Origin of the sequence: Streptomyces sp. NPDC015130, from assembly GCF_043080005.1 — a bacterium.
Taxonomy (GTDB): domain Bacteria; phylum Actinomycetota; class Actinomycetes; order Streptomycetales; family Streptomycetaceae; genus Streptomyces.
Genome location: NZ_JBIBVC010000019.1, coordinates 53,068 through 71,115, shown reverse-complemented (window position 1 = coordinate 71,115; position 18,048 = coordinate 53,068). Strand labels below are relative to the sequence as shown.

14 protein-coding genes are annotated in these 18,048 nt (G+C 72.7%); 4 read left to right on the top strand and 10 right to left on the bottom strand.

All coding sequences use genetic code 11. From position 1 onward, the window contains the following. Positions 1–31: 31 nt before the first annotated feature. The 4 genes from ACF08F_RS31370 to ACF08F_RS31355 all read right to left on the bottom strand — a co-directional run bounded on the left by ACF08F_RS31370 (position 32) and on the right by ACF08F_RS31355 (position 6,030). A complete protein-coding gene (locus ACF08F_RS31370) occupies positions 32–1,861 on the bottom strand; it encodes an IucA/IucC family protein (RefSeq protein ID WP_392301910.1) in 1,830 nt (609 codons plus the stop codon). A gap of 61 nt (positions 1,862–1,922) precedes the next feature. Next, entirely contained in the window at positions 1,923–2,642 is a 720-nt protein-coding gene (locus tag ACF08F_RS31365) for a GNAT family N-acetyltransferase (RefSeq protein ID WP_392301909.1), read from the bottom strand. A gap of 53 nt (positions 2,643–2,695) precedes the next feature. Then, on the bottom strand, positions 2,696–4,555 hold the full coding sequence (locus ACF08F_RS31360) for an IucA/IucC family protein (protein WP_392301908.1): 1,860 nt from the start codon (positions 4,553–4,555) through the stop codon (positions 2,696–2,698). Between the two features lie 38 nt (positions 4,556–4,593). Further along, positions 4,594–6,030, bottom strand: a complete 1,437-nt coding sequence (locus tag ACF08F_RS31355; RefSeq protein WP_392301907.1) for a diaminobutyrate--2-oxoglutarate transaminase family protein — start codon at positions 6,028–6,030, stop codon at positions 4,594–4,596. A gap of 324 nt (positions 6,031–6,354) precedes the next feature. Between ACF08F_RS31355 and ACF08F_RS31350 the strand changes: the two genes are divergently transcribed. Both ACF08F_RS31350 and ACF08F_RS31345 read left to right on the top strand, forming a co-directional pair. Next, the gene (locus ACF08F_RS31350) at positions 6,355–7,530 is read left to right on the top strand and encodes a trypsin-like serine peptidase (RefSeq protein WP_392301906.1); all 1,176 of its coding nucleotides are present in this window, start codon (positions 6,355–6,357) and stop codon (positions 7,528–7,530) included. Positions 7,531–7,630: 100 nt separating this feature from the next. After that, the gene (locus tag ACF08F_RS31345; protein ID WP_392301905.1) at positions 7,631–8,803 is read left to right on the top strand and encodes a trypsin-like serine peptidase; all 1,173 of its coding nucleotides are present in this window, start codon (positions 7,631–7,633) and stop codon (positions 8,801–8,803) included. Positions 8,804–8,902: 99 nt separating this feature from the next. On the opposite strand, the gene hflX is transcribed toward ACF08F_RS31345, so the two are convergent. The 6 genes from hflX to miaA all read right to left on the bottom strand — a co-directional run bounded on the left by hflX (position 8,903) and on the right by miaA (position 17,156). Then, positions 8,903–10,399, bottom strand: coding sequence for a GTPase HflX (hflX, locus tag ACF08F_RS31340; RefSeq protein ID WP_392301904.1), 1,497 nt, complete (start codon positions 10,397–10,399; stop codon positions 8,903–8,905). A 140-nt stretch (positions 10,400–10,539) separates the two neighbouring features. Continuing rightward, the gene (locus tag ACF08F_RS31335) at positions 10,540–12,030 is read right to left on the bottom strand and encodes a M1 family metallopeptidase (RefSeq protein WP_392301903.1); all 1,491 of its coding nucleotides are present in this window, start codon (positions 12,028–12,030) and stop codon (positions 10,540–10,542) included. Positions 12,031–12,142: 112 nt separating this feature from the next. Continuing rightward, the gene (locus ACF08F_RS31330; RefSeq protein WP_392301902.1) at positions 12,143–14,383 is read right to left on the bottom strand and encodes a RelA/SpoT family protein; all 2,241 of its coding nucleotides are present in this window, start codon (positions 14,381–14,383) and stop codon (positions 12,143–12,145) included. Between the two features lie 140 nt (positions 14,384–14,523). Continuing rightward, complete coding sequence (dapF, locus tag ACF08F_RS31325; protein ID WP_392301901.1) at positions 14,524–15,432, bottom strand: diaminopimelate epimerase; 909 nt, start codon at positions 15,430–15,432, stop codon at positions 14,524–14,526. A 197-nt stretch (positions 15,433–15,629) separates the two neighbouring features. Further along, positions 15,630–16,109 (bottom strand): hypothetical protein, encoded by a 480-nt coding sequence (locus ACF08F_RS31320; RefSeq protein ID WP_392301987.1) that lies wholly within the window; start codon positions 16,107–16,109, stop codon positions 15,630–15,632. Positions 16,110–16,217: 108 nt separating this feature from the next. Next, positions 16,218–17,156, bottom strand: coding sequence for a tRNA (adenosine(37)-N6)-dimethylallyltransferase MiaA (miaA, locus tag ACF08F_RS31315; RefSeq protein WP_392301900.1), 939 nt, complete (start codon positions 17,154–17,156; stop codon positions 16,218–16,220). A 178-nt stretch (positions 17,157–17,334) separates the two neighbouring features. On the opposite strand from miaA, the gene ACF08F_RS31310 reads away from it, so the two are divergent. Together ACF08F_RS31310 and ACF08F_RS31305 are read left to right on the top strand one after the other, a co-directional pair. After that, positions 17,335–17,721, top strand: coding sequence for a hypothetical protein (locus tag ACF08F_RS31310; protein ID WP_392301899.1), 387 nt, complete (start codon positions 17,335–17,337; stop codon positions 17,719–17,721). 69 nt (positions 17,722–17,790) lie between these two features. Beyond that, the gene (locus ACF08F_RS31305) at positions 17,791–18,048 is read left to right on the top strand and encodes an antitoxin (protein WP_392301898.1); all 258 of its coding nucleotides are present in this window, start codon (positions 17,791–17,793) and stop codon (positions 18,046–18,048) included.

The following is an 18,048-nucleotide window of genomic DNA, read 5'->3' as shown; positions in this document are numbered from 1 at the left end:
GCGGCACTGACAGCCCGGTCACACGCTCGCCTCACGAGAGCGGGTTGGGGACGGTCCCGTGGACGGCCGCGTGCGGGCGCTCGGGCCGGTCGCGGTAGCCGTCCAGGTGCAGACGGTTGCGGTTGAGGCAGAGCCGCTCGATCCGGGGCGTGAGGAGGTCGAAGAGCTCGAACCGTTCCTTCAGCTCGGGGAAGCGTGCCTGGTGCCGCAGGATCTCGGCCCGGACGAGGGACCAGAATTCCGTCTCGGGGACGCCGAGTTGTTCCTCGCAGAGCGGCGCCAGATAGCGGAAGACACCGACGAAGAGCCCCGAATGGATGAACTGGGTGAGGAAGTCGGGTTCCTCGGTGAGCAGGACCGCGCGGACGTCGGCCGGCATGGTGTCGTGCTCGGGGAGCGGCTGGGCGCTGATGTTCACGTCGTCGACGAAGTCCTTGATCGCCAGACGTACGGGGACGTCCTCACCGTCGCAGACGACGATCGCGTTCTCGCCGTGCGGCGAGAAGACCGTGCCGTACCGGTAGAGGAAGTGCAGCAGCGGGGGCAGGAGGGCGCCGAAGAGGTGCTGGAGCCAGACGGCGGGAGCCAGTCCTGACCGCTCGACGAGCTCGGCGACGAAGGCCCGGCCGTTCGGATCGGTGTGGAGCAGCGAGGCGAGGGTGCGGGCGCGCTCGCCGGGGGGCAGTCGGAGCGGCTCGCGCCAGATCGCGCCGAGGAGTTCCTTGTACTGGTAAGGGACTTCGGGCAGTCGGTCGTAGAGGGGGTGCTCCACGGTGACGGACGCGACTTCGCCGAGGAGGACCACACCGCACTCGTCCCGCAGGAACGCGTCGCCGTCGCGCAGCCCGTGGACCCACGCGGTCACGGCGGGTGCGGCGACGGTGCGCTCGGTGGGCAGTCCGCGCCAGACGAGCGTGTTGAGCACCGACAGCGGGAGTTTGACGGTGTGCCGGTCGGGGCGGCTGGTGTTGAGGAAGGTACGGACGGACTGCTGTGGCAGGCGGAGGTCGCCGTCGGCGGAGAGCGGGACGACGGTGCCGGCGGCCACGGCCGGGGCGTACAGCGGGAGCAGGACCTCGTCCCACTGCCAGGGGTGGACGGGGAGCAGCAGGTAGCCGTCGGGTTCGTGGCCCCGGGCGGCGAGCTCGGCGCGGAAGGCGGCGTGGACCTCGGGGTCCAGTTCCTGGGCGTAGAGGCGGTCGGGGGTCTCGAGGCCGGCGACGCCGCGGTAGGCGGCGATCCGGTTGCTGACGGCGATCCACGGCAGTCGGGTGGCGCGGCGGGCCTCGGGGGCCCAGAGGGCGGCGTCGGTGGCGGAGAAGCCGATGCGGCCCTTGTTGAGGACGAGCCAGGGGTGGCCGGTCTGGTGGCCTTCGAGATCGGCGTAGGACAGGTCGGCGAGCCGGTCGGCGGTGAGGGCCGTGCGGTCGAGGCGGGCGTCGGCGGCGAGGGTGGCGGAGAGTTCGCGGATGAGGTGGCCGAGGGTGGCGCCGTCGAGCTGGAGGAGTCTCCGGGCGCGGACCAGGAAGTCCAGGGGGTCCGTCATGGGCCGGCCCTCGTGACCGATCGAGTCGGCGTCGACCCACCAGCTGCCGTAGGCGCCGCGGCGGGCGCGGAAGGTGAGCGTGGTGCCGTCGTCGAGCGTGAGGGCGTGACGGTCGGGTTCGCCGTCGTCGGCCGGGACGGGTTCGACGATCTCCTCGTAGGCGAACTCGCCGAGGGCCTTGGCCAGGAGGCGGGCGGAGACCCGGTTCCAGGTGGCGGCGGTCAGCTCGGGGGGCGCGAGCAGCTCGGGTGCCGGCGTGGCGGCGAGGGGCGTGGCCGGCTGTGCGGAGTCGTGGGGTGCAGGGGACGTCGACACGAGGACTCCTCGGAGTGGGAACCGCTGTGGGTCGAGCGGTGTATGTAAGGCAGAAGGGTTTTCACAGAGAGTGACGATGGGTGCGGTCGCGGATCATGAGTGCGGCCCGTTTGTCGGGGAGGTCGACTTCCGCCGCGCGACGGAAGCCGGCGCCGAGGAAGGCCGAGACGGAGGGGGTGTTGCGGATGTCGGGTTCGGCGACGACCCGGGTGCATCGGGGACGGTGGTCGAGGACGAGTGTGGCGACGGCGCGCAGGAGGGCGGTGCCGACGCCCCTGCCTCGGTCGGTGGCGCCTCCGACGAGGAGATGGATACCGGTGTCGTGGGGACGGGCCGGGTAGTACCGGGCGAGCGGGTCGAGGTCGGCGCGGTAGATCTCGAAGTAGCTCATGGGTGCGTCGTCGAGGACGCCGAGGCAGGGGACGCTGCGGCCGTCGCCCTGGAGCTGGGCGCGGAGGTGCTCGGCGGTCACGGTCTCGGGGCCGGCGAGCTCCCAGAAGGCGGCGACCGCGGGGTCGTTCATCCACCGGGTGATGAGCGCCAGGTCGCGGTCGAGGTGGACGGGGACGAGCCGGAAGGTGCCGAAGGGGGTAGTGGTCGGGGGCCAGCCGGCGACGGAGTCGAGGAGGTCCCCTTCGGCGCCGTCGGCGGGATCGCCTCCGGAAGGAGTGCCGGCGGTGGGTGGCCGGGCTCCGGTGGCGAGGAGGGCGACGAGGTCGTCGACCCTGAGGTCGAGGGTGTCGTCCCCGCGGGGTTCTAAGGAAGGTCCTGTGGGTGGCACGGTGTCGCTCTCCTCTCGGCGGTGCGCTCGGGGCTTGTACCCCGGCGGCGGGTTCAGGTGCGGAGGGGGTTGGTGACGGTGACGTAGACGGACTGGGTGTCGACCGGCCCGACGAGCTCGTCGAGGCCGTGCAGACGGGTGAGGAGGTTGGCCTTGCTGCGCAGGGTCGCGGCCTCCAGGAGGCGGTGCGGCAGGGGGGAGCCGAGGCTTGTGGCGGAGGTGAGGAAGCTGCGGAGGGCGGCGAGGAGGACGCGCTCGTCGGCGAGGTGCTGGGCACCGAAGGCGCCGATCAGTCCGAGGATGTTGTTGATGCCGAGGTAGTAGGCGAAGCGCTCGTCGGTGACCTGGTCGGAGACGAAGGTGTCGCTGTGGGCCCCGATGCCGGGGAGTCGGCTCTCCAGCTCGGCGCGGTGGGACTCGCGGAAGTAGTAGCCCTGGTTGTCGCGGTAGCGGCCGCCGACGGGCCAGCCGTCCGGGTCCAGGAGCACCAGGGTGTTCTGCTGGTGGGCCTCCAGGGCGATGCCGGCGTGTCCGTCGAGCCAGAGGACGGGGCGGACGACCTGGTCGAGGTAGCGGAGGAACCACTCGGCGGCGACGGCCGTGGTGGGGCGGCCGGTGCGGGTGGAGAGCCTGCCGATGACGTCGGCGAGCCGGGAGCGCATGGTGGTGGCGCCGGGCCAGGGACGGGGGGTGGTGAGGGACGCGATGCAGACGGCGTCGTCGCCGGGTCCGAAGGGGTTGTGGCGGATCATGACGTCGAGCCCGGGGACGGGGGTGCCGTCCGGGGTGTTCACGGCGAGCCAGGCGGGGTCGCGGACGATGTCGAAGCCGGGGTGGGCCGCCTGCCACTCGTCGACGAGGCCGGTGCGCAAGAGCCGGTGGACCTCGACGCCGCGGTGGAGTTCCTTGCGGAGGTTCTCGCGGCGGGAGTTGGTGATGCGCAGGCCGAGGGAGAGCTTGAGCATCGCCCGTGCGCCGGGGCGGTGCACGGTGCGGACGGAGGAGGTGGGGTGCCAGGGGGTGCCGTGGAGGCCGAGGTCGTGGAGAAGGCCGGCGGCGAGGAGCTCGCGGACCTCGGAGCGGTGCAGGAGTTCGCGGGCCTGCCAGGGGTGCAGGGGCAGGGGTGCGGTGCCGGCGGGGAGGGTGAGTCCCTCGGCGAGGCCGGCGGTGAGCTGTTCGGCGGTGACGTGGCGGCCCTGCTCGGTCCAGGCGGAGTCGGAGGCGAGGACGGTGGGGTCGACGGCGACCCAGTGGAGGGGGAAGGAGCCGTGGAGTTCGGGTGAGTAGAGCCGGGCCTCGGCCTCGGAGAGTCCTTCGCGGCTCTTGGGGGTGGGGTGCAGGGGGTGGCCCAGCAGCAGGGACTGCTCGGCGGAGAGGAAGAGGTCGGCGTCCGGGTGGGGGCGGGGGTCGCGGCGGCTCTCGGTGAGGAAGTCGGCGGTGCGCCGGGCGGAGTCGGCGACCCGGCCGACGAGTTCGGTGCCTTCGGGGCGGCCGGTCTCGCGGCTGAGCAGGGCGGCGACGGTGACCGCGTCGACGGTGGGGGCGGAGGCCGGGAGTCCTTCGAGGGTGGGGGCGCCGAAGCGGTGCCAGCCGGTGGCCGACCAGTAGCGGACGGGGACGAGGAGGGCGGTGCCGCTGGCGTCGAGGGGGACGCGCAGGGTGGCGGAGTCGGGGGCGGTCAGGTTCTTCTCGCGGATCCAGCAGCGGAGCAGGTTCTCGACGGTCGCCACGTCCGCGGCGCGCTGCGGGTCGGGGTCGTCCAGGGGGTCGGGAGCGGTGGCTCCGGCGGTGACCGTGGCCGGGCGGGACGGCTGCGGGTCGTAAGGTCCGAAGTGCTGCCGCGGGACGGTGGGTTCCTCGACGGCGAGGGGCGCGGTGGTCTCGGTCGCCGGGGAGCTGGGGGTGGCGTTCACGGGGGCTTCCTTGGGGTGGGGCCGGGGGCGGTCCGGGGTCAGTGGGACGGTCCTGAGGTGTTCCGGGGGGCGCCCGTCGTGGGGGTGTGGGCCCGTTCGGCCGCGGCCAGGGCGTCGGCGAAGCGGTCGAGGACCGCGGTGGCCTGCTCGTCGGTGAGGGTGAGCGGGGGCAGGAGGCGGACCACCGCGGAGTGGCGGCCGCCGAGTTCGACGATGAGTCCGCGGGCGAGGCACTCCTGTTGGACGGCGAGGGCCAGGGCGGGTGCGGCGGGCGGGACGGGGTCGTCCGGGCCGGCGGCATCGGGGTCGACGAGTTCGACGCCGATCATCAGGCCCCGGCCGCGGACGTCGCCGACGCAGGGGTGGGCGGCGGCGAGGCCCTGGAGTTGGCCGAGGATACGGGCGCCGAGGATGCCGGCCCGTTCGGCGAGTCTGTTCTCGCGGACGTACGCGAGGGTGGCCGTTCCGGCGGCCATGGCGAGCTGGTTGCCGCGGAACGTGCCGGCGTGGGCGCCGGGTTCCCAGGCGTCGAGCTCGGACCTGTAGACGATGACGGCGAGGGGGAGGGAGCCGCCGATGGCCTTGGAGAGGACCATCACGTCGGGCACGACACCGCTGTGCTCGACGGCCCAGAACGCACCGGTGCGGCCGACGCCGGTCTGGACCTCGTCGACGACGAGCGGGACGGAGTGGTCGGCGGTGATCCGGCGCATCCGCCGCATCCAGTCGTCGGGGGCGGGGATGACGCCGCCTTCGCCCTGGACGGCTTCGACGATCATTCCGGCGGGGGTGGTGACACCGCTCTTGGGGTCGTCGAGGACGCTCTCGGTCCAGCGGGCGGCGAGTTCGGCGCCGCGGTCGCCGCCGACGCCGAAGGGGCAGCGGTACTGCTGCGGGTAGGGCAGCCGGGTCACGCGGACGTCGGTCGCCCCGCCGGAGGCGGAGAGGGCTCCGGCGGTCATGCCGTGGTAGGCGCCGGTGAAGGCGAGGAGTCCGTCGCGGCCGGTGGCGGTGCGGACGAGCTTGAGGGCCGCTTCGACGGCGTCCGTGCCGGCCGGTCCGCAGAACTGGATGCGGGCGTCGTCGGCGAGTTCGGTCGGCAGGGTGGCGAACAGCTCCGAGGTGAAGGCGTCCTTGAGGGGGGTGGCGAGGTCGAGGACGTGGAGCGGGGCGCCCGAGTCGAGGACCTTCCTGATCGCTTCCAGGACGACGGGATGGTTGTGTCCCAGGGCGAGCGTCCCGGCGCCGGAGAGGCAGTCGAGGTAACGGCGGCCGTCGGCGCCCTCGATGGTCAGGCCGCGGGCCCGCACGGGGACGATCGGCAGCGAGCGGGCGTAGGTGCGCGCGGCGGACTCGCGCTGCGACTGGCGGCGCAGGATCGCCTCGTACCCGCCGCCCTGGTCCGGCTTGTCGCCCGTCGTGTTCCGCACGTGCGCGGCCGGTGCGACGGCAGGAGCTGATTCGGTCACGGCCACGGCTCGGTGTCCTCCCGCTGTAACGGTTGCGTTGCACATCGGGACGTCGCGGAGCCGCCTCAAGGGCCGCCCTGAACGCCGTCGTTGTGTCCCCCGTACGTACCAACGACGGGAACTGCCGGGGATCACGGGCCGGTGGCAAGAACTTGGCGTGTCCCGGATCACGGCACGGCAACGGCTGAACGACAGTCGGAACCGGCGGCGGGGCGGGTACCGTCCCCTCCGGCACCGGCATAGTTGGGGGCCGTCGGTCGCCGTCCGTGAGGACGCGACCGCCGTTCACCCATTGCACACACGTTTATGTAGTCCCAGGGGGATCACGAGATGCGATCGATTCGTCCGCTGCTGATGGCGGCTTCCGCCGTCGCGGCGCTGACGCTCACCGCGACGGCCTGCGGCCCGACCGAGGAGAACGCGGGAGACAAGCCCAGCGCGCCCACGAGCCTGAGCCCGGCCGACAAGATCAAGATTCCGGAGGACCTGAAGGAGCGTCTGAAGGAACACGGGATCGACCTGGACAAGTGGCGCGACGGCGAGTGGAAGAACTGGGACCGCGACAAGTGGCTCCGTGAGGCCAAGGACTTCGTCAACCCGATCATCGAGGACCTCTGGGACCCGGACCGCATGCGGGATGCCGAGCGCCCCGACAAGCCGGTCGAGGAGGAGGACATCTCCGGTGACGAGGGCGTCACCGACCCGACTCCCGCCGCGGTCAAGGCGAAGGCCGTCGCCCCGAAGTACCACGCCAACGCCCCTGAGGCCGGGAAGGTCTTCTTCGACGGCCCCGAGGGCTCGATGGTCTGCTCGGCCACCGTGGTGCAGGACCCGGCCCACCCGGGCAAGTCCAACATGGTCTGGACGGCCGGTCACTGCGTGCACAAGGGCAAGCAGGGCGGCTGGTACCGCAACATCGCCTTCGTGCCCTCGTACAACGACGCCTCGCTGCCCACCTCCGACCTGGAGAAGGCGACGCGGGAGCAGATCGCGCCCTACGGCGTGTGGTGGGCGGACTGGGTCAAGACCTCCGACGAGTGGATCGCCGAGGGCGCTTCCACCGGCGGCGCCGGCGCCCCGTACGACTTCGCGGTCATCCAGGTGACCCCGGAGAAGGGCGGCTCGGGCAAGTCGCTGGAGGAGACGGTCGGTTCTGCCCTTCCGGTGGAGTTCAACGCGCCGGCCGTGCCGAAGATCGCGAGCCTGACGGCGACCGGTTACCCGGCGGCGCCGCCGTTCGACGGCCAGAAGATGTTCCAGTGCCAGGACAAGCCGGGCCGGCTGTCGCTGAAGGCGGAGCAGCCGACGATGTACCGCATCGGCTGCACCATGACCGGTGGTTCGTCCGGTGGCGGCTGGGTCGCCCAGGGCAGCGACGGCAAGCCGGCGCTGGTGTCGAACACCTCGATCGGCCCGGCCACGGCCGGCTGGCTCGCGGGTCCGCGACTCGGACCTGAGGCCAAGGCCATCTTCGACGAGGTCAGCAAGAAGTACGCCGGACAGTAGCAACGGCACGGAGGCGGGGCCCCTGGGTCCCGCCTCCACCCATGTCCGGTCGGCGGCTCACGTCCCGGACGCGGAACACCTCACAGGGGGAATGCACGTCATGCGTTCTGTACGACTCATACCCGCCGCTCTCGGCGTGGCCGCGGCGCTCGCGCTGACCGCCACGGCCTGCGGCCCCACCGAGACCCCGGCCGCCGACGGCCCCGCCGCGGGGGCGAGCAGCTCCGCACCGGCCGCCGACGGCGCCGGTGGCGGTGACGACCTCGCCAAGGACCTCGCCGACAAGCTCAAGAAGCACGGCGTCGACCTGGACAAGTGGAAGGACGGCGAGTGGAAGAACTGGGACAGCTCGACCTGGCTCCGTGAGGCCGAGGACTTCGTGAACCCGGTGATCGACGGCCTCTGGGACCCGACGCGGATGCAGTCGGCGAAGAGCCCGGAGCAGACGATCACCGCTCAGGCCGGCACGAGCGGCACCGACCCGACGCCCCGGCCCGTCAACGCGCAGCGCGAGAAGACGCCGTACCACCGCAACGCGGCCCCGGTCGGGAAGATCTTCTTCGACTCGCCCGAGGGGCACATGGTCTGCTCCGGCACCATCGTGAAGGACCCGCGGCGGCCCGGGAAGTCCAACATGGTCTGGACGGCCGGGCACTGCGTCCACGCGGGGCAGCGCGGCGGCTGGTACCGCAACATCACGTTCGTGCCGGCCTACAACGACCTCGGCAAGTCGGCCTCCGCCCTGCGCAACGCGCAGCCGCACGAGATCGCGCCCTACGGCCAGTACTGGGCCGACTGGGCGGTGACCTCCGGCGAGTGGATCCAGCGCGGCGGTTCGAACCAGGCCTGGCCCTACGACTACGCCGTGCTGCACGTGCAGCCCGAGCGGGGCGGCAAGTCGCTGGAGGAGACCGTCGGCGCCGCGCTGCCGGTCGACTTCTCCGCGCCGACGGCCGCGCAGGCCGGGACGATGGGCGCCTGGGGCTACCCACAGGCGCCTCCGTACAACGGGCTGATCATGCACAAGTGCCTCGACCGCGCGACGCGGTTCACCACGGCCCCGGCCACGCCGACGATGTACCGGATCGGTTGCACGATGACCGCCGGTTCCTCGGGCGGCGGCTGGTTCCGTGTGCTGCCGAACGGGAAGACGGCCCTCGTGTCGAACACCTCGATCGGCCCGGCCGGCGGCAACGGCTGGCTCGCCGGACCGCAGTTGGGCCGGGGCGCGAAGGCGGCGCACGAGATGGTCAGCAAGAAGTTCGCCCGCTGACCCGAGGGGCACCGCGTACGGCATCGCATCACGAGAGAGGGCGCTGCTCCCTCCCCGTCGGGGGAGGGAGCAGCGCCCTCTGTGATCGTTCGCCGTGGGTCAGTGCGCGGCGGGGACGTACGGCGCGAGCATCGCCGCCAGCTCCTCGTGCACCCGGGCCTTCAGCAGGGTGCCCTCCGGGGTGTGCTCCTCGGACTCCACCTCGCCCTCGGCGTGCACCCGGGAGACGAGTCCGCCCTGCGTGTACGGCACGAGGGCTTCGAGCTCGACCTCGGGGCGCGGCAGTTCGGCGTCGATGAGCGCGAGCAGCTGCTCGATGCCCTGGCCCGAACGGGCCGAGACGGCGATGGAGTGCTTCTCCATCCGCAGCAGGCGCTGGAGGACCAGCGGGTCCGCGGCGTCCGCCTTGTTGACGACGACGATCTCCTTGACGTTCACCGCGCCGACGTCCCGGAAGACCTCGCGCACGGCGGCCAGCTGCTCCTCCGGAGCCGGGTGGGAGCCGTCCACCACGTGCAGGATGAGGTCGGAGTCCCCGACCTCCTCCATGGTGGAGCGGAACGCCTCGACCAGGTGGTGCGGCAGGTGCCGGACGAAGCCGACGGTGTCGGCCAGGGTGTAGACCCGGCCGGTGGGCGTCTCGGCCCGGCGCACGGTCGGGTCGAGGGTGGCGAACAGGGCGTTCTCCACGAGCACGCCCGCCCCGGTGAGGCGGTTGAGCAGGGAGGACTTGCCCGCGTTGGTGTATCCGGCGATGGCGACCGACGGCACCTTGTTGCGGCGGCGCTCCTGCCGCTTGATGTCGCGGCCGGTCTTCATCTCCGCGATCTCCCGGCGCATCTTCGCCATCTTCTCGCGGATGCGGCGCCGGTCGGTCTCGATCTTGGTCTCACCGGGACCACGGGTGGCCATGCCACCACCGCCGCCGCCACCCATCTGACGGGACAGCGACTGACCCCAGCCTCGCAGTCGCGGCAGCATGTACTGCATCTGCGCGAGCGCGACCTGCGCCTTGCCCTCTCGGGACTTGGCGTGCTGGGCGAAGATGTCGAGGATGAGGGCGGTCCGGTCGACCACCTTCACCTTGACGACGTCTTCGAGGGCGATGAGCTGGCCGGGGCTGAGCTCGCCGTCGCAGACGACGGTGTCGGCGCCGGTCTCGACCACGATGTCACGCAGCTCGCGCGCCTTGCCGGACCCGATGAAGGTCGCCGGGTCGGGCTTGTCACGGCGCTGGATCACGCCGTCGAGCACGAGGGCGCCCGCCGTCTCGGCGAGGGCCGCGAGCTCCGCCAGGGAGTTCTCCGCGTCCTGCACGGTCCCCGAGGTCCAGACGCCGACCAGCACGACGCGCTCCAGGCGCAGCTGTCGGTACTCGACCTCGGTGACGTCCTCGAGCTCGGTGGAGAGGCCCGCCACGCGGCGCAGCGCCGCGCGCTCGGAGCGGTCGAACTGGTCGCCGTCCCGCTCTCCGTCGATCTCGTGGCTCCAGGCGACGTCCTCTTCCATCAGGGCATCGGCCCGAAGGCTCTCGGTACGGCTCGTCTCCGCGAAGCGCTGCTCGTCCTGGGAAGGGGAAGAAGAGGAGGAGGTCATTGGGTCCTTACGTCGAATGACGTCGCGTGACCGCGACGAAGTTGAATCTGTATCCGTCGCAACGCGTGACGGCACCGGAAGATTCCCGGTGCCGGCGGCGTCGCCGACCTGATGATGGTGGCACGGCGCGGCCGCGCCCGTCACGCGGGTTTCGCCGCCGTCCTGACCTCCTCGGCCGGGCGGGAGCGCCAGTCGGGGTGCCCGGGCATGGGCGGGGTCTTCGCCGAGTACAGCCAGTCACGGAGGAAGGCCGTGAGGTCCCGTCCGGCGATCTCGCCGGCCAGGGCGACGAAGTCGGCGGTGGTGGCGGTGGAGTCCCGGTGGTCGGCGACCCAGCGGCGCTCCAGGCGCTCGAAGGCCTCGGTGCCGATCTCCTGCCGGAGGGCGTAGAGGACGAGGGCGCTGCCGTCGTAGACGACGGGCCGGAAGAGGCTGATCTTGTGGCCGGGCGAGGGCGGCTCGGGGGCGGCAGGCGGGCCGCCGTCGGCCCGCCATCCGTCGGAGGCCGCGTAGGCCGCCTTCATGCGCAGCTCCATGGACCTGCCGGCCTTCTCCTCCGCGTACAGGGCCTCGTACCAGCTCGCGTGTCCTTCGTTGAGCCAGAGGTCGGACCAGGTGCGGGGCGAGACGCTGTCGCCGAACCACTGGTGGGCGAGCTCGTGGACCATGATCGAGTCGACGTACCACTCGGGGTAGCGCGTGTCCGTGAAGAGGCGGCGCTCGAAGAGGGAGAGGGTCTGCGTCTCCAGCTCGAAGCCCGTCTCGGCGTCGGCGACGAGCACGCCGTACGTCTCGAAGGGATACGGGCCGACCCGCTGTTCCATCCACTCCAGCTGGCCGGGGGTCTTGCGGAGCCAGGGCTCCAGCAGCTCTCGGTCGGCGGTCCGCACGACGTCCCGTACGGGCAGGCCCCTGGGGCCGGTCCGGCGTACGACGGCGGAGCTGCCGATGGAGACCTGGGCGAGCTCCGTGGCCATGGGGTGGCGGGTGCGGTACGTCCAGGTGGTGGTGGCGCCGCGTTCGACCCGGCCGGCGGGCAGGCCGTTGGCGACGGCGGTGAGCGCGCTGGGGGCGGTGATCCGGAAGGTGAAGTACGCCTTGTCGGCGGGGTGGTCGTTGGACGGGAAGACCCGGTGGGCGGCGTCCGCCTGGTTGGCCATGGCGAGGCCGTCGCCGGTGCGCACCCAGCCGCCGGTGGCGGCCGGGCCGGTGGGGTCGCTGGTGTGGGTGACGGTGATCTCGATCCGCTCACCGGCGTCGATCGGCACGGCGGGGGTGATGACCAGGTCCTCGCCGCTGCCGGTGTACGCGGCGGGCAGGTCGTCGACGGTGACGGCGGAGACGGTCCCGTGGGTGAAGTCGAGGTTGAGCCGCTCCAGGTCCGCGGTGGCGAGCGCGTCGATCCGGGTCACGGCGGCGAGCGGCTTCGTGTTGACCCCGGGGTAGGTGAGGTCGAGGTCGTACGCGAGGACGTCGTAGCCGGGGTTGCCGAGGTGCGGGAAGAGCGGGTCGCCGATGCCGAGCGGCGCCGGGGCGGGCAGCGCGGCGGCGACGAGCCCGGTCGAGGCGGCGACGAGGACGGCTGCGCGGAGCCACCGCGCGCGGGGCAGGGGGTTTCGGACGAGCGGCATGGGCCAGGCCTTTCCGGAGGACTGGCCCTACGGCTACCAGGGCTTCCCCCGCCGTGGCGGGCGGCGCGCTCGCCCGCCACCCGAAGGGGGTCACGTCCGGTCGTGCCGCGTGTCAGGAGTCGCGGGGCTCCGTCCTCCCCCGCCGCCGGGCGCGGTTCACGTCGTACACGCCCGGCACGTCGCGCATGGCCCGCATCAGGGCGGGGAGGCCGGCGGCGTCGGGGAGGTGGAGGGTGTACGTGTGGCGGACCCGCTGTTCGCTGGGCGGCTCGACGGTCGCGGCGACGACGGCCGCCCCGGCGGTGGCGATGGCCTCGGTGAGGTCGGCGAGGAGGTGCGGCCGGCCGAAGGACTCGGCGACGAGGGTGACCCGGCACTGGGCGGTGTCGCCCCAGCGGACGGTGACGGGCTCGCGGCCCACGCCGCGCATGGTCTCGACGGCGGCGCAGCCGGCCCGGTGGACGGTGACCGAGCCGCCGCGGACCCGGAATCCGGTGATCTCGTCGGGCGGTACGGGGGTGCAGCACCCGGCGGGGCGGACGGTGGCGGGGGGCTCGCCGTCCAGGTCGGCGTGGAGCACGGCGCCGGAGCGGCGGTCGGCCGGGACGTTGACCTGGGGCCGGGGGCCCGTCTCCGCGGGGGCCGCGACCGCCTCGGGGTGGGCCTGGAGCCAGCCGGTGATCGCGATCCGCGCGGCGGCGGTACGCGCGTGGTCGAGCCATTCGGGAGAGGGCCCGGACACGGTGTCCTGGGCGAGCAGCAGCTGGACGGTGTCGCCGTCGCCGAGGACGGTGCCCAGGGGGGCGAGGCGGCCGTTGACCCGGGCGCCGAGACAGCCGTGGGCGGCCTCGCCGTGCTGGGCGTAGGCGGCGTCGACGCAGCTGGCCCCGGCGGGCAGGCTGATCGGGCCGGGAGCACTGCCGTCGGCGCTGAAGACGGTGATCTCGTCGTCCTCGGCGAGGTGGGCGCGGAGCGAGCTCCAGAAGGTGTCGGGGTCGGGGGCGGACTGCTGCCAGTCGAGGAGCCGGGAGAGCCAGCCGGGGCGGGTGGGGTCGACGCGCTCGCCGTCCTCGGGCTGCGGGTCGGGGGTGGGGGCGGAGTCGGGGGTGAGGACGGGGACGGCGGCGGTGGCGGGGCCGGGGCGCCCCGGGGGCGTTGCCGGGCCGGCGTACGGTTCCTGGCCCGCGTACGGATTGCCGAGCGCGACGACTCCGGCCTCGGCGACCGTGTGCATCCGGTGGGTCCTGATGAGGACCTCGGCCACGGCTCCGTCGGGGGCGGCGATCGCGGTGTGCAGCGACTGGTACAGGTTGAACTTGGGGGCCGCGATGAAGTCCTTGAACTCGGAGATCACCGGGGTGAAGCAGGTGTGGAGCTCGCCGAGGACCCCGTAGCAGTCGGCGTCCTCGGCGACGAGGACGAGGAGCCGCCCGAAGTCGCAGCCGCGGAGCTCGCCGCGCTTGAGGCGGACGCGGTGGACCGACACGAAGTGCCGGGGCCGGACGAGGACCTCGGCTCCGATGCCGGCTTCGCGGAGGACGGCGCCGACCTGTTCGGCGACGGCGTCGAGGGCGTCGCCCGCGTGGGAGTTCTCGGCGACGAGCGCCCGGGTGTTCTCGTACTCCTCGGGGTGGAGGATCGAGAAGACGAGGTCCTCCAGCTCGGTCTTGAGCGCCTGGACGCCGAGCCGCTCGGCCAGGGGGATGAGGAAGTCCCGGGTGACCTTGGCGATCCTGGCCTGCTTCTCGGGGCGCATCACGCCGAGGGTGCGCATGTTGTGGAGGCGGTCGGCGAGTTTGATCGACATGACCCGGACGTCGTTGCCGGTGGCGACGAGCATCTTGCGGAAGGTCTCGGGCTCGGCGGCGGCGCCGTAGTCGATCTTCTCGACCTTGGTGACGCCGTCGACGAGGTACGCGACCTCGTCGCCGAACTCCCGGCGCACCTGGTCGAGCGTCACCTCGGTGTCCTCGACGGTGTCGTGGAGGAGGGAGGCGGTCAGGGTGGTGGTCTCCGCGCCGAGTTCGGCGAGGATGAGCGTGACCGCGAGCGGGTGCGTGATGTACGGCTCGCCGCTCTTGCGGAACTGGCCGCGGTGCGAGGACTCGGCGAGCACGTAGGCCCGGCGCAGCACCGCGAGCTCGGCCTCGGGGTGGTGGGCCCGGTGCGCCTCGGCGACATGGCTGATGGCGTCGGGCAGCCGGTCACGGGGGGCCGGTCCCGCGGTGGCGCCCAGCAGGGCGGCGCGGCCGAGGCGGCGCAGGTCGAGGCGGGCGCGTCCGCGTCTGCGGACGGTCGTGTCGGTGACGGCGGCGTCGGCCGCGCTCACAGGGTTGGTGGCCTCTGCGCTCATGGGGCACCTCCGGCAACATCGACCGGCGGTGGGCGGGCCAGGCGAGCCCTGGGGGCCGGTGCTTGATGCTACCGACCCCACCACGTGGCGCAGTCACGCTCTCGCTCAGCGTGAATCGGATCACCCATTCGAGCGACAGATCAGTCGTTGACTGTTTCGATTTCCTGGCTTCCGGTGGGCAGCGACAGCCACGCCGGGTCGATGGTGCCCTCGGCGACGATGACGGCGGGTCCGGTCATCTCGATCTCGCCGTCGGGGTGCTCGGTGATGACGAGGGTCCCGCCGAGGACGTCGACGGTGTACGTGACGGGGGTGCCGATCACCGTGGGGTCGGCGCCGTCGCGGCGGGCCGTGGCGACGGCGACGGCGCACGCGCCCGTGCCGCAGGAACGGGTCTCGGAGGCACCGCGCTCGTGGACCCGCATGGCCACGTGCCGGGGGCCCCGGTCGGCGACGAACTCGATGTTGACCCCGTCCGGGTAGACCGCGGCGGGCTCGTAGGGCGGCTCGGTGAAGAGGTTGCCCGCGTGGCCGAGGTCCTCGACGAAGGCGACCGCGTGCGGGTTGCCCATGTTCACGTTCCGCGCGGGCCAGCTGCGGCCGTCGACGGTGACGGTGACCCCGGCCTCGGACAGGACCGCGCGGCCCATGGAGACGGTGACGGAGCCGTCCTTGTCGAGGTGGACGTGCTTGGTCCCGCCGCGGGTGGCGATGGCGACCTCGCCCGCGGTGACGTGCCCGGCGTGCTGGAGGTAGCGGGCGAAGACCCGGACCCCGTTCCCGCACATCTCGGCGACCGACCCGTCGGCGTTCCGGTAGTCCATGAACCACTCGGCCTCGTCGGCCAGGTGCCTGGCCTCGGGGTGGGCGGCGCTGCGCACGACGTGCAGCAGCCCGTCCCCGCCGATGCCGGCCCGCCGGTCGCAGAGCCGCGCGACGGAGGCGGGGCTCAGCTCGACGGCGTTGTCCGCGTCGGGGACGATCACGAAGTCGTTCTCGGTGCCGTGGCCCTTGAGGAAGGGGAGCGGCGAGGTCTGCGTGCTGGTCACGCGATCAACTGTACGGGGCCGGTCCGACAGGCCGCTCGGGCGTCCGCACTGCGGAGGGCGTACGGGGCGGGCGGAGGCGTACGGGAGGACCGCGGAGGGCGTACGGGAGGGCCGCGGAGGGCCCGCGGAGGGCGTACGGGATGTGCAGCGGCGTACGGGAGGACTGCGGAGGCGTACGGGAGAGGTGCGCGGACGGCTCAGCGGAGGCGGGCGACGCGCCAGACGGCCAGGGCGACCAGGATGGTGATCGTCGCCAGGTACAGGGCGAGGACGCGCCAGTCGGGGCGCTCGCCCGAGCCGCGCTGCGGGAGCCCGGGCCAGGTGTAGCCGACCTTGCGGGCCGCCATCATGCCCCAGCCGGCCGCGCAGGAGCTGATGAGCAGTCCGAGCATGGCGAGGACGGCACCGCCGTCACCCGAGCCGAAGGCGAGCGGGAACGCGAACATCAGGGATCCGACGGCCGCGAGGCCGACGATCGGGGCGAGTTGCCAGATCCGCAGACGTCGCTGCGGTCTGAGCTCGACCTCGACCTCGCCGGCGTCCACCTCGACGGCGGTGCCTTCCGCGTCGTCAGGACCGTCCGGTGTCAGGCCCGGGGCCGCCCCGACCGGGGCTGCGCCCGTCGGGTCACCCAGGACCGCTTCCTGCTGTTCTCTGTCGCGAGGGCCGGCCTCCATCGCCACGCGCCCTCCCCACTCGGACTCCACTTGGTCGATCGATGCTCGATGATGGCACGCTCCTGACCGCCGAACTGACGGGCAGGGCGTCCCGATGCCATCACGTGATCAGGCTGTAACCGCTCGTTCGACCAACGACAGCGCCTCCCGCGGGAGTTCCCCGCGGTGATCGGCCGCTCCGCTGAGCCAGTGGACACGCGGGTCACGCCGGAACCAGGAGTCCTGGCGGCGCGCGAAGCGCTTGGTGGCGCGCACCGTCTCCGCGCGCGCCTCGTCCTCGGTGCACTCCCCCGCGAGCGCGGCGAGCACCTGCTGGTAGCCGAGGGCACGGGCTGCGGTACGGCCCTCACGGAGGCCACGTGCCTCCAGGGTGCGCACCTCGTCGACGAGGCCGGCCTCCCACATCCGGTCCACGCGCGCGGCGATGCGCGCGTCCAGCTCGGGGCGGGCCACGTCGACGCCGATCTGGACGGTGTCGTAGACGGAGTCGTGCCCGGGCAGGTTGGCCGTGAAGGGCTTGCCCGTGATCTCGATGACCTCGAGCGCGCGGACGATGCGGCGGCCGTTGCTGGGCAGGATCGCGCGGGCCGCCTCGGGGTCGGCCTCGGCCAGCCGGGCGTGCAGGAGGCCCGAGCCGCGCTCCTCCAGCTCGGCCTCGAGCCGGGCGCGGACGGCGGGGTCGGTGCCGGGGAACTCCAGGGCGTCGACGGCCCCGCGCACGTACAGGCCGGAACCGCCGACGAGGATCGGGGTGCGGCCCTCGGCGAGGAGCCGGTCGATCTCGGCGCGGGCCAGTCGCTGGTACTCGGCGACGCTGGCGGCCTCGGTCACGTCCCAGATGTCGAGGAGGTGGTGCGGGACGCCGTCCCGTTCCTCCACCGTCAGTTTGGCGGTCCCGATGTCCATCCCCCGGTAGAGCTGCATCGAGTCGGCGTTGACGACCTCGCCGCCGAGCTGCTGGGCCAGAAATACACCCAGATCGGACTTTCCGGCCGCAGTGGGACCGACGACGGCGATGACCCGCGGGGCGGGAGCTGCGCTTCTCACCGCACCAGTCTCGCAAACCTCCCGGCCCGTCCCCGAATGAGCTACGTGACGAGCCCCATCCGGCTTCGTTGCCTGTTGCGAGGTTCCGGCCGTCGATCACCGTCGAGCCCGTCCCATCCGAGTACGCTATGGAGTGAATATGGGCGTTTTTGCAGTGTTTCGCCGTAAGAAGAAGGATGTGGTCGAGGCCTCGTCGGAGGAGACCGGGGCCGTCGTGACGTCGACGGCCGGCGCCGCCGACGCGACCGGGACGGACGCCATGGCCGAGGCCGCGGCCGATGCGGATGTCGACGTCGTCGTCGCCGCTGACGTCCCTTTCGACGACGGTGACGATGACGTCGTGGTTGTCGCGGCCGAGGCCGTGGAGGCGCCGGAAGCCGGGGCGGCGGACCCGGTGGACGACGTGGACGGTGTGGACGGCTCGGCCGACGTGGACGCTGTCGAGGGCGTCGGCGCGGACGAGCGGGCGGCCGGAGCGGTCGCCCCCGAGGTCGTGGAGATCCCGAAGCAGCAGTCGGCCGAGGCCGCCGCGGACAACGAGGCAGGCGAAAGCGCCCGCAAGTAGGCCCCCGGGGTCCTGGGGGCAGGACACGGAACACGGATCCCCCGAGGGTCCGCGGAGGGAAGGTGCCCCATGGGTCTCCTGGATTCGCTGAAGGCCAAGCTCGCCCCGGCCAAGGACAAGGTGGCCGACCTCGCGCAGCAGCACGGGGACAAGATCGACCACGGCCTCGACAAGGCCGCGAAGCTGGTCGACGAGAAGACCAAGGGCAAGTACAGCGACAAGATCCAGTCCGGTACGGGCAAGGCCAAGGACGTGGTGGACCGGATCGGTCACAAGGACGACGGCACGCCCGGGAGCGGCGGCACGACCCCGCCGCCGGCCGCCTGA

What these genes read in the sequence shown, in the direction of transcription:
- ACF08F_RS31350 (WP_392301906.1), top strand. Translation starts at nt 6,355, where the DNA reads ATGCGATCGATTCGTCCGCTGCTGATGGCGGCTTCCGCCGTCGCGGCG.
- ACF08F_RS31345 (WP_392301905.1), top strand. Translation starts at nt 7,631, where the DNA reads ATGCGTTCTGTACGACTCATACCCGCCGCTCTCGGCGTGGCCGCGGCG.
- hflX (WP_392301904.1), bottom strand. Translation starts at nt 10,399, where the DNA reads ATGACCTCCTCCTCTTCTTCCCCTTCCCAGGACGAGCAGCGCTTCGCG.
- ACF08F_RS31335 (WP_392301903.1), bottom strand. Translation starts at nt 12,030, where the DNA reads ATGCCGCTCGTCCGAAACCCCCTGCCCCGCGCGCGGTGGCTCCGCGCA.
- ACF08F_RS31330 (WP_392301902.1), bottom strand. Translation starts at nt 14,383, where the DNA reads ATGAGCGCAGAGGCCACCAACCCTGTGAGCGCGGCCGACGCCGCCGTC.
- ACF08F_RS31320 (WP_392301987.1), bottom strand. Translation starts at nt 16,109, where the DNA reads ATGGAGGCCGGCCCTCGCGACAGAGAACAGCAGGAAGCGGTCCTGGGT.
- ACF08F_RS31305 (WP_392301898.1), top strand. Translation starts at nt 17,791, where the DNA reads ATGGGTCTCCTGGATTCGCTGAAGGCCAAGCTCGCCCCGGCCAAGGAC.